We start from the raw sequence: 12,981 nt of genomic DNA, 5'->3' as shown, positions 1-12,981 counted from the left end.
GTAACGTCGCTGTCGGGGTGACCTTAGCGTGGATACGCAGCAGCGGCACCGGGCGCCGGCGTCCAGGTCGGTTGTCCACAGGCAACCCACCGCAGCGGTCATGGCCAGTAATCTCGCCCGCATGGAGCAGAGGCATCTCGGCCGTACCGGCCTGCGCGTGTCCCGCATCGGGCTCGGCACCCTCACCTGGGGCCGGGACACCGACGAGCACGACGCCGCGGACATGCTGAAGACGTTCTGGGAAGCCGGCGGAAGCCTCGTCGACACCGCCGACGTGTACGGCGACGGAGAGGCGGAGTATCTGCTCGGGCAGCTGATGGACGGCCTGGTGCCACGCCGGGACCTGGTGATCTCCACCAAGGCGGGCAGCGTCCCCGACCCCGACCGCCGCTTCGACGGTTCCCGCGGCCATCTGCTCGCCGCACTCGACGCGTCCCTGGCCCGCCTGGGCACGGACCACGTCGACCTGTGGCACGTCCACGCCTACGACCCCGGCACCCCGCTGGAGGAGACGCTCCAGGCCCTCGACCTTGCGGTGAGCAGCGGCCGCGCCCGCTACGCCGGCGTCTCCAACTTCTGCGGCTGGCAGCTGGCGAAGGCGGCCACCTGGCAGCTCGCGGCGCCCGGCACGAGAACCCGGCTGGCCAGCACGCAGATGGAGTACTCGCTGCTGCAGCGGGGCGTGGAGCGCGAGGTGCTGCCCGCCGCGCTGGACCTCGGCGTGGGCCTGCTGCCCTCCTCCCCCCTCGGCCGGGGCGTGCTCACCGGCAAGTACCGGCACACCACTCCCCCGGACTCGCGCGGCGCCTCCGAGCACCTGGCCCCGTTCGTGGAGCCGTATCTGGACGACACGGCCACCCGCATCGTGGACGCGGTGACGACCGCCGCCGACGGGCTCGCCGTCACCCCGCTCCAGGTGGCCCTCGCCTGGGTCCGGGACCGGCCCGGTGTGGCCGCGCCGATCGTCGGAGCGCGCACCGCGCAGCAGCTCACGGCCGCATTGTCAGTGGAGGCCCTTAGTCTTCCTGACGAGATCTGCAGGGCGCTGGACGATGTGTCGGCGCCCGTGCACCGCTATCCCGATCACGACTGGAGCACGCTGTGAGCACGGAGCCGGAGACCACGGAGGAAGCCGGGCCGGGGACGCCGGACACACCCGAGACCCCGGACCGGGACACCGCGCCCGCGGAAAGCCGTGCGGACGGCGACGGCGGTGCGGACGGCGCGGACGCGGCCCGGTTGTCCGAGGCGGAGGCCGAGTTGGCCGCGCAGCGGATCGAGCGGGAGCGGATCGAGCGGCGCAAGGCCGAGAAGAAGGGCCCGGTCCAGAGCGGCACGAAGCTCAGCGGCAAGGCCGCCGACCTGCTCGCGGCGGTGCGGGCCGTGGAGAGCGGCGAGAAGCCGGTGGCCACGGTGTTCGCCGAGCCCGCGCCGGCCCCGCGCCGACCCGCCCCGGAGCCCGTGCACCGGCCGCGGCCCGCGCCCGCCCCGGCCGCCGCCGCGCCCGCCGCTCCGGCACCGCACACGGTGGAGGGAGTCCGCCGGGTGCTGGCCGAGGGCGGTGCGCCCGAGGCTCTCGCCGCGCAGGTGGCCGCGGCGCTCGGCGAGGGAGCCGACGCGGTACTCCGCGCGGACCCCTGGCAGTTGCTGCGGATCAGCGGGGTACGGCCCGAGCAGGCCGACGGCTTCGCCCGCGCGCTGCTCGGCGCCGCCTGCGGCCCCGGCGACGAGCGGCGGGGCCGTGCGGTCACGGTGTGGCTGCTGGAGCAGGCGGCCCTGGCCGGGCACACCGCGCTGGACCTGCCCGCGCTCACCGCGGCGCTGGGCCGGCAGGGCGTGCCGGACCCGGACGCGGCGGTGCAGGGCACGCTCGCGGAGGGCGAGGCGCTGGCGTTCCAGGACGCCCTGGAGGGAGAGGCCGGCGCCCCGGCGCCCCAGGAGACCGAGGAGGAGGAGCAGGAGCGGCCGGTGCGGGTCCTCGTCGGCCTGGAGCGGTACGCGCTGGCCGAGGAGAGCCTCGCCGACGGTCTGGCCCGACTGGTCAACTCGTTGTCCAAGGAGACCGAGCAGGCCTGGCGGACCGCCGCCGAGTCGGTCTCCGGCGGGGCTGCCGAGCTGGTCCGCGCTGCCGCCGGGCACGGCCTGGTGCTGCACACCGGCGGGGAGGCGGCCCGCGCCGAACCGGCCGCGCTGCTCGGTGCGGCCCGCGCCGCGGGCCTGCGGGCGTTCGCCGTCTGTCACACGCCCTGCGGCCGCCGCCACCTCGCCGCCGCCCCGTCCGGCGCGGACCCGGCACAGCACCGCGCGGAGACGGACGCCGGCGCCACGCCCGACGGCCCCCACCGGCCCGCCGCCCATCCCGGCACGGACCCGGCGGAGCAGGGCGTGGGCACGGTCGCCGGTCTGCTGTCCGGCGCCGAGGGACCGGGCCGGGACGCGGACGGCGCGCTGGAACTGGACCTGCTGATCGTGCTGGACGCCCCGCAACTCGACGTGGAGAGCGCCGCGATGCTGGTGGAGTCGCTGCCCGACGGGGCCCGGCTGGTGCTCAGCGGCGACCCGGCGGTGCTGTGGTCGGCCGGTCCGGGGCGGGTCTTCGCCGATCTGCTCGCCGCCCGTGTCTGCCCGCAGATCGTCTCCCGTGTCCCCGACCCGGGACCGATCGGCGAGCTGGTCTCGGGCATCGGCATCGGCGAGCTGAACCAGGTGGCCGCTCCGGGCAAGGAGATCGTCATCGTGCCGGTGCGGGACGCGGGGGAGGCCGTGCACCGGACGGTCCAGCTGGTCGCGGACTCGGTGCCGCGGGTGATCGGTGTCCCGGCCGACCAGACCGTGGTCATCACCCCGGGACACGGCGGCGCCGCAGGCACCCGCGCCCTCAACTCCGCGCTGAAGGAACGCCTCAACCCCGGACCCGGCCGCTTCGGCGGCTTCGACCCCGGCGACCGGATCGCCTACTCCCCCGCTCCGGGCCGTACGGTCCCGGGCGTGGTCGTGAAGGCCGACGCGGACGGGCTGCACCTGTCGTGTGCGCAAGCCCCGGTGGTCGTACCGCGCGAACAGGTGGAGGGCACCGTACGGCACGGCTGGGCACTGACCGCGCACCAGGCGGTGGGCGCCCGCTGGCCGGCGGCGGTCGTGGTGCTGCCCGGCGATGCGGCGCAGGCCCTCAGCAGGCCCTGGGTGTACACGGCGTTCGGCCGGGCGGAGCGGCATCTGTCCGTGGTCCACGGTGTGGAACAGGCCCTGCCGAAGGCGGTGGCGGAAACCCCGGCCAAGCCCCGGACGACCCGCCTGCAGACACTTCTGCGCACGCAGGTACCGACGAGCTGAGCACCCTGGCGGTGCCGGCCCCAGGCGCCACGGCACCGCCGGCCCCGCTCACTTCTCGGTGTCCAGCGGCTCCAGACCCTCGTCCTCGACCTCGTCCTCGACGTACTCCAGCTCCTCGTCCTCGTCCGCGTCCTCGTCGTCCTCTTCGTCCTCGTCGAAGACGGCGCTGACATCGAACCGGCACACGACCTGCTGCGGATCGACGTGCTCGAACGGCGTCTCCAGCCACTCCCCGGCCTCGGGCGTCTCGTCCGCGGCGGTGACCCAGAGCGTGGAGTCGCCCTCCTCCAGGCCGAACTCCTTGTGCCGGGACGCGATCTCGTCCGGCTCGAACTCGCCGAACAGGATGCCGAGCGCCCCCGGAACCGTACCGGCGGCATCCTCGGCCAGACCACCGGCGGCCGAGTACTCCGCCGCCTCGACCCGCTGGGCCTGCGCCAGCAGCCGCTGGGGTTCCGCCACGGCGTAGTCGCGGCGGATCAGCACGCTGATCGCGTGGGGTTCCTCGGGGCCCGCGTACGGCGGCAGCTCCTCCGCACCGGGGATCTCGAAGGGCGTGACCTCGTCGTAGCGGTCGTAGAGCAGCTCGTCGTACGCCTCGGCGGCCGCGGCCAGCTGGTTGAACGCCTCCAGGACGGCCGGGTCGTCGTCTCCCGACCTGCGTTCGACCGCGGCCAGATGACGGTCGAGCGCGGTCTTGACCGCCTCGGCGGCGGCGCGTACCTCGGCAGCGGTGGGCTGCGCAGCATCAGACATAGTGCAGACGCTATCCGTACCGGGCCCCAGCCCGCACAATAGATGCGATGCCGGAATACGAATTTGTCGACGTGTACGTACCTCGCGGGGTGTCCCGCAAGGAGGCGACGCGTCTGCTGACCGACCATGCCGAGTACGGACACTGGGAGTTGGACCGACTGAGCCTGTTGCGCGACGGCAGCCGCAGGGTGCGGTTGCGCCGGCGGATCATCCGCCAGGTGCGTGCCACGTGGTGATGCCGGCGACCTGAACCGGAGCGGGCCCCGTCTGACATGGCGGGGCCCGCTCCGTTCACTGCATCCCCGGCCGGGGCTTCCGGCTACGCCGTGGCCCGCGCCTTGCGGTAGAGCACCGCGCCCGCGAGCAGGGCGCCCGCGCCGACCGGCAGCACGAGGTCCAGCGGCAGCTCACTGCCGGTGTGCGCGAGCTGGTCGTTGGTCAGCGGCTGACCGGAGCGGCCGCCGTGCTGCGTGACCTGGGTGGACCCGTGAGGCCCGTGGGGCGTGTGACCGCCCTTGCCGGGCGGGGTCGTCGGGCTTCCCGGATGGCCCGGCTGACCGGGGTGTCCCGGGTGACCGGGGTGGCCGGGGTGTCCCGGGTGACCGGGGTGGCCCGGGTGACCGGGGTGGCCCGGGTGACCGGGGTGGCCCGGGTGACCGGGGTGGCCCGGCTGACCCGGCTGTCCGGGCGGCTGGGTGTGGTCGCCGCCACCGCCGTTGGCGCAGTCGTTGCCCGCGGCGTCGTTGCCGACTCCGACGACGTTCACGCTGTTGCCGCACACGTTCACCGGGACGTCGATCGGCACCTGCACCGTGTTGCCGGAACCGACGCCCGGAGAACCGCCGGTGTGGCCGCCCGCGTGCGAGCCGCCGTGTACACCGGAGCCGCCGCCCTCGTTGACGCAGGTGTTGCCCGCGGCGTCGTTGCCGACTCCGACGACGTTCACGGTGTTGCCGCAGACGTTCACCGGGGCGTCGATCGGCGCCTGCACCGTGTTACCGGACCCGACACCGGGCGAGCCGACGGAACGGCCGCTCGCGTGCGAGCCGCCGGAGCCGCCGTGTCCCCCGGAAGCGCCGCCGTGGTTGGCGCATGAGTTGCCCGCGGCCGGGTTGAGCAGCCCGATGACGTTCACGGTGTTGCCGCAGACGTTCACCGGCGCGTGCACCGGCACCTGCACCGTGTTGCCGGACAGTACGCCGGGTGAGCCGGCGGCGGCGCCGGCCGCGCCCGCGTCGGCGTGGGCATAGCCGCTCGCGGCGGCGATCACACCGGTGGCCGCAGCCATCGTCATCAGGCCCTTGCGGGTGCCCTGTCGCATTCTGATTTTCCCCTGCCTTCGATCCTGCTGTGCCTCGCGATTGCGACCTCGCGGATGATGACTCCGCGCAAGAGGCCGGTCGGCCCCGGAGCGCATGGCGCGCGCTCCGGGGCCGACGGCTCGAAAATGACGCCCCCCTCAGGAGGTCGTCGTCACTTGTTGATGCAGGTGTTGCCGAAGGCGGGGTTCAGGAGCCCGATCACGTTGACCGTGTTGCCGCAGACGTTCACCGGGACGTGCACGGGCACCTGAACGACGTTGCCGGAGACGACACCCGGGGAGTGCACGGCGGCACCCTGGGCTCCGGCGTCGGCGACAGCGAGGCCCGCGCCCGCGAGAACCAGCCCACCGGTGGCAGCCGCAGCAGCGACGACCTTCTTGATCATTATTCCTCCTTGTTGGCAAAGCGACTCCAAGGTGCGGAGTCACATCACCTGTAACGAGGAGGAACTAATGAAGCTACGAACCGATCGTCGCATTCACCCGTTCCAGTCGGTCTCGTACGGGAGGCCGAATACCTCGGCCCAGGACCTCACGACGCGTCGATGAACCGGTCCAGCACGCGCACCCCGAACCGCAGCCCGTCGACCGGCACCCGCTCGTCCACGCCGTGGAACATGCCGGCGAAGTCCAGCTCCGGCGGCAGCTTCAGCGGGGCGAAGCCGAAGCCGCGGATGCCGAGGTCGTCGAAGGACTTGGCGTCGGTGCCGCCGGAGAGCATGTAGGGGATCGCCTTGGCGGTCGGGTCCTCGGCGAGCAGCGCGGACTGCATGGCCTCGACCAGCGCCCCGTCGAAGCCGGTCTCGACGGCCTTGTCCGCGTGCACGTCCTCGCGGCGGACGTTCGGTCCGAGCAGCCGGTCGAGGTCGGCGAGGAACTCCTCCTCGTAGCCCGGCAGGAACCGTCCGTCGATGTGCGCGGTGGCCTCGCCCGGGATGACGTTGACCTTGTATCCGGCGTTCAGCTGGGTGGGGTTGGCGGTGTTGCTCAGCGTCGCGCCGATCAGCTTGGCGATGCCGCCGAGCTTGGCGAGGGTGGACTCCATGTCCTCCGGGTCCAGCTCGGTGCCGAGCGCGTCGCCCAGTTCGTCGAGGAAGGCCCGGGTGGTCTTGGTGACCCGTACCGGGAACCTGTGCCGGCCGACCCGGGCCACGGCCTCGGACAGCTCGGTGATGGCGTTGTCCCGGTGGATCATGGAGCCGTGCCCGGCGGTGCCGGCCACGGTCAGCTTCATCCAGTGCATGCCCTTCTCGGCCGTCTGGATCAGGTAGAGCCGGCGCTGCTCGTTCACCGTGAAGGAGAAGCCGCCGACCTCGCTGATCGCCTCGGTGACGCCCTCGAACAGCCCGGGGTGACGGTCGACCAGGTGGCGGGCGCCGTAGGTGCCGCCGGCCTCCTCGTCGGCGAGGAAGGCGACCACGATATCCCGCGGGGGCCGCCGCCCGCTCCTGAGCCGGTCCCGCACGACCGCGAGGGTCATGGCGTCCATGTCCTTCATGTCGACGGCCCCGCGCCCCCACACGCACCCGTCGGCCACCTCGCCGGAGAACGGGTGGTGGGTCCAGTCGTCCGCGTTGGCCGGCACGACGTCCAGGTGGCCGTGGATCAGCAGCGCGGGCCGGGACGGGTCCTCGCCCTCGATGCGGGCGACCGTCGAGGCGCGGCCCGGGTGCGACTCGTAGATCTTCGGCTCCAGCCCGACCTCGGCGAGCTTCTCGGCCACCCACTCGGCGGCGTGCCGCTCGCCGGGTCCGGAGTGGTCGCCGTAGTTGCTGGTGTCGAACCGGATCAGCTCGCGGCAGAGGTCCACGACCTCGTCCTCGCCGGTGACGCCCCTGGCCGTGTCCGTCTCGCTCACGTGCTTCCTCCCGCGCTGTCGCTGCTGGTGGTCCTCCTCATCCTCCCTCTCCCCCGCCCGCGGCCCAAGACCGGTCCCGGCCCGTCACAGACCGTTCACGCGCGACCGGCCGCACGGCCGGGGGGTGATCAGACACCCCGGAAAGCCTGGTAATGTTTCCTTCGTCGCCGCGAGGGAAACCCCGCCGAAAGGGCTCCCCCGCACGACAGACACCTTGTCCGGGTGGCGGAATGGCAGACGCGCTAGCTTGAGGTGCTAGTGCCCTTTATCGGGCGTGGGGGTTCAAGTCCCCCCTCGGACACCAGCGAGGCCCCTGCTCAGCAGGGGCCTTTTGCTTCTCCACGCGGCCGGGTTCCACACTTGAGGGGTGGCCCGGCCCAATGAGGAGGTCGAGGCGCTCCTTCAGGAGTACGCGGACCTCATCGCGATCACGGGAGGCGACGCCTTCAAGGCGCGCGCCTACGAGAAGGCGGCGCGTGCCATCGGCGGGTATCCGGCCGACATCGCGAAGCTGGACGCGAGCGGGCTGAGGGAGATCCCGAACGTGGGCCGGTCGATCGCCGACAAGGTGGCCGAGTACCTGCGCACCGGGAAGATGGCGGTGGTCGAGGAGCGCCGGGCGAAGATCCCCGCCGGGGTCCGGGAGCTGATCACGATCCCCACGCTGGGCCCGAAGAAGGCGCTGCGGCTCTACGAGGACCTGCACATCTCGTCGGTGAGCGAGCTGGCCGCGGCGATCGAGGCGGACGCGCTGGCCGATCTGAAGGGCTTCGGCGAGAAGACGCAGGACAACATCCGGCACGGTATCGAGCTGCTGCAGCGGGCGGGCGCCCGGGTGCCGCTGTCGCTGGCCCTGGACACCGCCGAGCAGATCGTCGCCGAGCTGTCGGGGGTGACCGGCTGCAAGCGCTGCGGCTACGCCGGTTCGCTGCGCCGGATGCGGGAGACCGTCGGCGACCTGGACGTCCTGGTCGCGGCGAAGCGGTCGGAGCCCTTCATGGCGGCGCTGTGCGAGCTGCCGGCCACCGCGGAGGTCGTCGCACGGGGCTCGAAGAAGACGTCGGTGCGCACGGCCAAGGGACTCCAGGTGGATCTGCGGGTGGTGCCGCCGGAGTCGTGGGGTGCCGCGATGCAGTACTTCACCGGCTCCAAGGGGCACAACATCCGCACCCGCACCATCGCCGTGCACCAGGGCCTGAAGCTCTCCGAGTACGGCCTGTTCGACGCGGAGCGCGGGGACTCGCTGGCCTCCCGTACCGAGGAGGAGGTGTACGCCCGGCTCGGGCTGCCGTGGATCGCGCCGACGCTGCGGGAGGACCGCGGGGAGGTCGAGGCGGCCCTGCACGGCGAGCTGCCCGAGGTGGTGACCGAGAAGGACGTCCGCGGCGACCTGCACACCCACACCGACCTCACGGACGGCCTGGCCCCGCTGGAGGAGATGGTGGCGGCGGCGGCCGAGCGCGGTTACGCGTACTACGCGGTCACCGACCACGCGCCCAACCTGTACATGCAGCGCATGACCGAGGAGAAGATCCTCGCCCAGCGGGAGCGGCTGCGGGAGCTGGACGGCGCCCACCGCCGGATGCGGCTGCTGCACGGCACGGAACTCAACATCGACCCCGAGGGCGACGTGGACTGGCCGGGCGAGTTCCTGGCCGGTTTCGACCTGTGCGTGGCCTCGCTGCACTCGCACTTCGACCTGGGCCGGGAGGCGATGACCCGGCGGCTGGTGCGGGCCTGCGAGAACCCGTACGTCAATGTCATCGGGCACCCGACGACCCGGCTGATCGGCAAGCGGCCGGGCGTCGACGCCGACTGGGACGAGGTGTTCGCGGCGTGCGCGCGCACCGGCACCGCGCTGGAGGTCAACGCCCAGCCGGACCGCCTCGACCTGCGCGACGAGGACATCCTGCGCGCCAGGGAGCACGGGGTGAAGTTCGCGGTGAACACCGACGCGCACTCCATCCCGCACCTGGCGCAGCTGCGCTACGGGGTGGGCACCGCGCAGCGCGGCTGGCTCACCCGGGACGATGTGATCAACACCTGGCCGCTGACGAGGCTGCGCCGCTTCCTGCGCAAGGGGCGGTGAGGGGCGTCATTCCCGGTCCATCCACAGGGGTGACAGGTCCTCCTCCGTGTCGGCCGCTCCCACCGCCTTGATGTCCCCGTCGGCGGCGCGCAGCAGCCTCCGGCCCATCGCGATGAGCGCCCGGCCGGCGGCGAGTTCGTCGCCGATGTCCGGCACATCCGGGTCGTACGGGTTCCTGCGGGCCTCCGCGTGGCTCTCCAGGACGTTGTCGCCGGTGTCCAGGATGATCCGGGCGGTGGTGTCGGGGTCGTGCTCGGAGAGGTACAGGTTCAGCCGCCATTCCTTGATGGCCGGGGGATGGCTGGCGGGACGTCGGTTCATCGTGCGCCTCCCTGGGCTGCGCTGCCCTTCCACTGTGCACCCGGCCCCCCGTCGACGCCTCCCCTGGTACGGGCAGAATGTGGGCCATGACCTCGCGCGCCTGCCCCTGCGGACTCCCCCGGCCCTACGACGCCTGCTGCGGCCGTTTCCATGCGGGGACCGCCGCCGCGCCGACCGCCGAGGTGCTGATGCGGTCGCGGTACAGCGCGTTCGTGACGGGGGACGCGGGGTATCTGCTGCGCACCTGGCATCCGCGGACCCGGCCCGAGCAGCTGGACCTGGACCCCCGCATGAAGTGGACGGGCCTGGAGATCCTGGATGCCACCGGCGGGTCCGCCTTCCACACCACGGGCACGGTGACCTTCCGGGCGTCCTACCGGGGCGGTTCGCTGCATGAGCGGAGCCGCTTCGAGCGGGTCGACGGCGCGTGGGTGTACGTGGACGGGGACTTCCTGGAGTGATCCTGCTAGGGCGCCAGGATGTCCAGTTCCTGGAGGGCGCCCACGGTGATCTCCCTGGTCAGTTCCTCCGCGCGGACCGCGTCGCCCGCGCGGACCGCCTCCGCGACCCGCACGTGCAGGGTGACGGCCGCCGGGTCGGGGTCCTCGAACATGACCTCGTGATGGGTGCGGCCGGCGAGGACCTCCGCGACGACGTCGCCGAGCCGGGCGAACATCTCGTTGCCCGAGGCGGCGAGGACGACCCGGTGGAAGGCGATGTCGTGGACCAGGTACTCCTGCAGCCTGTGGCCGCGCGAGTTGGCCACCATGCCGAGCGCGCACTCGGTGAGCCGCGCACACTGCTCCGCCGTCGCGTGCCGGGCGGCGAGGCCGGCCGCGACCGGTTCGACGGCCGAGCGCAGCACGGTCAGCGAGCGGAGCTGGTGCGGACGGTCGGCGCCCGCCAGACGCCAGCGGATGACCTGGGGGTCGTAGACGTTCCACTCGGCCTTCGGCCGGACGGTCACGCCGACCCTGCGGCGGGACTCGACGAGGTGCATGGACTCCAGCACACGGACCGCCTCGCGCATCACGGAGCGTGACACCTCGAAGTGCTGTGCGAGTTCGTCCGTGCGCAGCACGCTGCCCGGCGGGTACTCGCCCGCGGTGATCGCGGGGCCGAGGGTGTCCAGTACATGGCCGTGCAGCCCCCGGCCCGGTGTGGTCATGCACTCAGCGTACGGCGTGGATCACGGAGCCATAAAGTCAGACTTATATGTCACAGGCTCTTGAATTCGTCGTACCTAATGGGTTTCAGTGTGGCGACGCCGCCGTGGCGTCGGATGTCGAGGAAGACAGCGAGGCAGTACATGCGAACCCCCCAGGTCGTCGTCGTGATGGGCGTCGCGGGGACGGGCAAGACCACGATCGGTCCGCTGCTCGCCGCGCGGCTGGGCGTCCCGTACGCCGAGGGCGACGACTTCCACCCCCAGGCCAGCATCGACAAGATGTCGGCCGGCATCCCGCTCGACGACGCCGACCGGTGGCCCTGGCTGGACGCCATCGGCCACTGGGCGCACGGGCGGGCGGGGCTGGGCGGGGTGGTCAGCAGCTCGGCGCTGAAGCGGTCGTACCGCGACCGGCTCAGGGCCGCCGCGCCCGGAGTCGTGTTCGTGCACCTGACGGGCGACCGGAAGCTGATCGAGGACCGGATGACGCAGCGCCGGGGGCACTTCATGCCGACCGCGCTGCTGGACTCCCAGTTCGCCACCCTGCAGCCGCTGGAGCCGGACGAGGCGGGAGTCGCCGTGGACGTCAGCGGCAGCCCGCAGGAGATCACCGAGCGTGCCGTGCGGGCGCTGGACTCGCTTGCCCTCGCATCCGAGTAACACCTCATCCCCGTCCCCCGTCACCACAAGGGAATCCCCGTGACCAGACTCAGCGTCGAGATGCTGGCAGCGGACGCGCCTCCGCCGATCACCTCCGCCGGACACGCCCAGCTGGGCCTCGCCGTCCTGGTGGGCATCGCCGTGATCGTCCTGCTCATCACCAAGTTCAAGCTCCACGCCTTCCTGGCGCTGACCGTCGGGTCGCTGGCGCTCGGGGCGGCCGCGGGGGCGCCGCTCGACAAGGCCATCACCAGTTTCACCACCGGGCTCGGCTCCACCGTGGCCGGCGTGGGTGTCCTGATCGCGCTCGGGGCGATCCTGGGCAAGCTGCTCGCCGACTCCGGTGGTGCGGACCAGATCGTCGACACGATCCTCGCCAGGGCCGGGGGCCGTGCGATGCCCTGGGCGATGGTGCTGATCGCGTCCGTGATCGGTCTGCCGCTGTTCTTCGAGGTCGGCATCGTGCTGCTGATCCCGGTCGTGCTGATGGTCGCCAAGCGCGGCAACTACTCCCTGATGCGCATCGGCGTCCCGGCCCTGGCCGGTCTGTCCGTGATGCACGGTCTGATCCCGCCGCATCCGGGCCCGCTGGTCGCGATCGACGCGGTCAAGGCGAACCTGGGCGTGACCCTGGCGCTCGGCATCCTGGTCGCCATACCGACGGTGGTCATCGCGGGTCCGCTGTTCTCCAGGGTCGCCGCCCGCTGGGTGGACGTCCCCGCCCCCGACCGGATGCTGCCGCAGCGCGCGTCGGACGAGCTGGAGCGCCGCCCCCGCTTCGGCACGACGCTGGCGACGGTGCTGCTGCCGGTGGTGCTGATGCTGGCGAAGGCGCTGGTGGACATCGTCGTCGACGACCCGGCCGACAAGACCCAGCGGGTCTTCGACGTCGTCGGCTCCCCGCTGATCGCGCTGCTCGCCGCAGTGATCGTCGGCTTCTTCACGCTGGGCCGGCCGGCCGGCTTCAGCAAGGAGCGGCTCCAGCAGACCGTCGAGAAGGGCCTGGTGCCCATCGCCGGCATCCTGTTGATCGTCGGCGCGGGCGGCGGCTTCAAGCAGACGCTGATCGACTGCGGCGTGGGCCGGATGATCCTGGACATCTCCAGGGACTGGTCGATACCGGCGCTGCTGCTGGCCTGGCTGATCGCGGTCGCGATCCGGCTGGCGACCGGTTCGGCGACGGTGGCGACGGTCTCGGCGGCGGGCCTGGTCGCTCCGCTCGCGGCCGACATGTCGACCACGCACACCGCCCTGCTGGTCCTCGCGATCGGTGCCGGCTCGCTCTTCTTCAGCCATGTCAACGACGCCGGTTTCTGGCTGGTGAAGGAGTACTTCGGGCTGAGTGTCGGGCAGACGGTCAAGACCTGGTCGGTGCTGGAGACGATCATCTCGGTGGTCGCCGGCGGCCTGGTCCTGCTTCTCTCCCTGGTCGTCTAGGGCGTCTGCGGCCGGCATGTCCCGGTGACCCGGGCCGG

Annotated in this window: 13 protein-coding genes and 1 tRNA gene; 8 read left to right on the top strand and 6 right to left on the bottom strand. The window is 72.4% G+C overall.

Annotated features, from left to right (window positions below; translation table 11 throughout):
• Positions 1 to 121: 121 nt before the first annotated feature.
• Positions 122 to 1,105: an aldo/keto reductase gene (locus tag ABT171_RS12250; protein ID WP_351242603.1), complete on the top strand. Its 984-nt coding sequence runs from the start codon at positions 122 to 124 to the stop codon at positions 1,103 to 1,105.
• The gene (locus tag ABT171_RS12245) at positions 1,102 to 3,333 is read left to right on the top strand and encodes a helix-hairpin-helix domain-containing protein (RefSeq protein ID WP_351242601.1); all 2,232 of its coding nucleotides are present in this window, start codon (positions 1,102 to 1,104) and stop codon (positions 3,331 to 3,333) included. Before ABT171_RS12250 ends, ABT171_RS12245 begins: the two co-directional genes overlap by 4 nt.
• Positions 3,334 to 3,381: 48 nt before the next feature.
• On the opposite strand, the gene ABT171_RS12240 is transcribed toward ABT171_RS12245, so the two are convergent.
• On the bottom strand, positions 3,382 to 4,089 hold the full coding sequence (locus ABT171_RS12240) for a hypothetical protein (RefSeq protein ID WP_351242599.1): 708 nt from the start codon (positions 4,087 to 4,089) through the stop codon (positions 3,382 to 3,384).
• A 47-nt stretch (positions 4,090 to 4,136) separates the two neighbouring features.
• On the opposite strand from ABT171_RS12240, the gene ABT171_RS12235 reads away from it, so the two are divergent.
• On the top strand, positions 4,137 to 4,325 hold the full coding sequence (locus ABT171_RS12235; protein ID WP_014671721.1) for a DUF5703 family protein: 189 nt from the start codon (positions 4,137 to 4,139) through the stop codon (positions 4,323 to 4,325).
• Between the two features lie 83 nt (positions 4,326 to 4,408).
• Here the strand turns inward: ABT171_RS12235 and ABT171_RS12230 are convergent, their stop codons facing one another.
• The 3 genes from ABT171_RS12230 to ABT171_RS12220 form a co-directional block, all read right to left on the bottom strand.
• Entirely contained in the window at positions 4,409 to 5,410 is a 1,002-nt protein-coding gene (locus ABT171_RS12230; protein WP_351242597.1) for a chaplin, read from the bottom strand.
• A gap of 152 nt (positions 5,411 to 5,562) precedes the next feature.
• On the bottom strand, positions 5,563 to 5,796 hold the full coding sequence (chpH, locus tag ABT171_RS12225) for a chaplin ChpH (RefSeq protein ID WP_055703640.1): 234 nt from the start codon (positions 5,794 to 5,796) through the stop codon (positions 5,563 to 5,565).
• A gap of 146 nt (positions 5,797 to 5,942) precedes the next feature.
• Positions 5,943 to 7,268, bottom strand: a complete 1,326-nt coding sequence (locus tag ABT171_RS12220) for a M20/M25/M40 family metallo-hydrolase (RefSeq protein WP_351242595.1) — start codon at positions 7,266 to 7,268, stop codon at positions 5,943 to 5,945.
• Positions 7,269 to 7,484: 216 nt separating this feature from the next.
• On the opposite strand from ABT171_RS12220, the gene ABT171_RS12215 reads away from it, so the two are divergent.
• Positions 7,485 to 7,572 (top strand) — tRNA-Leu (locus ABT171_RS12215).
• Positions 7,573 to 7,635: 63 nt separating this feature from the next.
• The gene (gene polX / locus ABT171_RS12210) at positions 7,636 to 9,357 is read left to right on the top strand and encodes a DNA polymerase/3'-5' exonuclease PolX (RefSeq protein WP_351242593.1); all 1,722 of its coding nucleotides are present in this window, start codon (positions 7,636 to 7,638) and stop codon (positions 9,355 to 9,357) included.
• Between the two features lie 6 nt (positions 9,358 to 9,363).
• On the opposite strand, the gene ABT171_RS12205 is transcribed toward polX, so the two are convergent.
• Positions 9,364 to 9,678, bottom strand: coding sequence for a dsRBD fold-containing protein (locus ABT171_RS12205; RefSeq protein ID WP_351242591.1), 315 nt, complete (start codon positions 9,676 to 9,678; stop codon positions 9,364 to 9,366).
• Between the two features lie 86 nt (positions 9,679 to 9,764).
• Between ABT171_RS12205 and ABT171_RS12200 the strand changes: the two genes are divergently transcribed.
• Positions 9,765 to 10,139 carry a YchJ family protein gene (locus ABT171_RS12200; protein ID WP_351242589.1) on the top strand — a complete coding sequence of 125 codons (375 nt, stop codon included), beginning with the start codon at positions 9,765 to 9,767 and terminating at the stop codon, positions 10,137 to 10,139.
• 5 nt (positions 10,140 to 10,144) lie between these two features.
• Here the strand turns inward: ABT171_RS12200 and ABT171_RS12195 are convergent, their stop codons facing one another.
• Positions 10,145 to 10,846, bottom strand: coding sequence for a FadR/GntR family transcriptional regulator (locus ABT171_RS12195; protein WP_351242588.1), 702 nt, complete (start codon positions 10,844 to 10,846; stop codon positions 10,145 to 10,147).
• Positions 10,847 to 10,987: 141 nt separating this feature from the next.
• On the opposite strand from ABT171_RS12195, the gene ABT171_RS12190 reads away from it, so the two are divergent.
• Together ABT171_RS12190 and ABT171_RS12185 are read left to right on the top strand one after the other, a co-directional pair.
• Positions 10,988 to 11,506: a gluconokinase gene (locus ABT171_RS12190; protein ID WP_351242587.1), complete on the top strand. Its 519-nt coding sequence runs from the start codon at positions 10,988 to 10,990 to the stop codon at positions 11,504 to 11,506.
• Between the two features lie 39 nt (positions 11,507 to 11,545).
• On the top strand, positions 11,546 to 12,943 hold the full coding sequence (locus tag ABT171_RS12185; RefSeq protein ID WP_351242586.1) for a GntP family permease: 1,398 nt from the start codon (positions 11,546 to 11,548) through the stop codon (positions 12,941 to 12,943).
• Positions 12,944 to 12,981: the final 38 nt, after the last annotated feature.

The organism is Streptomyces sp. NPDC001851 (genome assembly GCF_040297165.1).
Classification (GTDB): Bacteria; Actinomycetota; Actinomycetes; order Streptomycetales; family Streptomycetaceae; genus Streptomyces.
The sequence above is the reverse complement of the archived record's forward strand: the minus strand, read 5'-3'. Positions and strand labels throughout refer to the sequence as shown.

Coding starts and splice junctions, on each gene's coding strand:
- ABT171_RS12250 (WP_351242603.1), top strand. CDS start 122: ATGGAGCAGAGGCATCTCGGCCGTACCGGCCTGCGCGTGTCCCGCATC.
- ABT171_RS12240 (WP_351242599.1), bottom strand. CDS start 4,089: ATGTCTGATGCTGCGCAGCCCACCGCTGCCGAGGTACGCGCCGCCGCC.
- ABT171_RS12235 (WP_014671721.1), top strand. CDS start 4,137: ATGCCGGAATACGAATTTGTCGACGTGTACGTACCTCGCGGGGTGTCC.
- ABT171_RS12230 (WP_351242597.1), bottom strand. CDS start 5,410: ATGCGACAGGGCACCCGCAAGGGCCTGATGACGATGGCTGCGGCCACC.
- chpH (WP_055703640.1), bottom strand. CDS start 5,796: ATGATCAAGAAGGTCGTCGCTGCTGCGGCTGCCACCGGTGGGCTGGTT.
- ABT171_RS12205 (WP_351242591.1), bottom strand. CDS start 9,678: ATGAACCGACGTCCCGCCAGCCATCCCCCGGCCATCAAGGAATGGCGG.
- ABT171_RS12200 (WP_351242589.1), top strand. CDS start 9,765: ATGACCTCGCGCGCCTGCCCCTGCGGACTCCCCCGGCCCTACGACGCC.
- ABT171_RS12195 (WP_351242588.1), bottom strand. CDS start 10,846: ATGACCACACCGGGCCGGGGGCTGCACGGCCATGTACTGGACACCCTC.
- ABT171_RS12190 (WP_351242587.1), top strand. CDS start 10,988: ATGCGAACCCCCCAGGTCGTCGTCGTGATGGGCGTCGCGGGGACGGGC.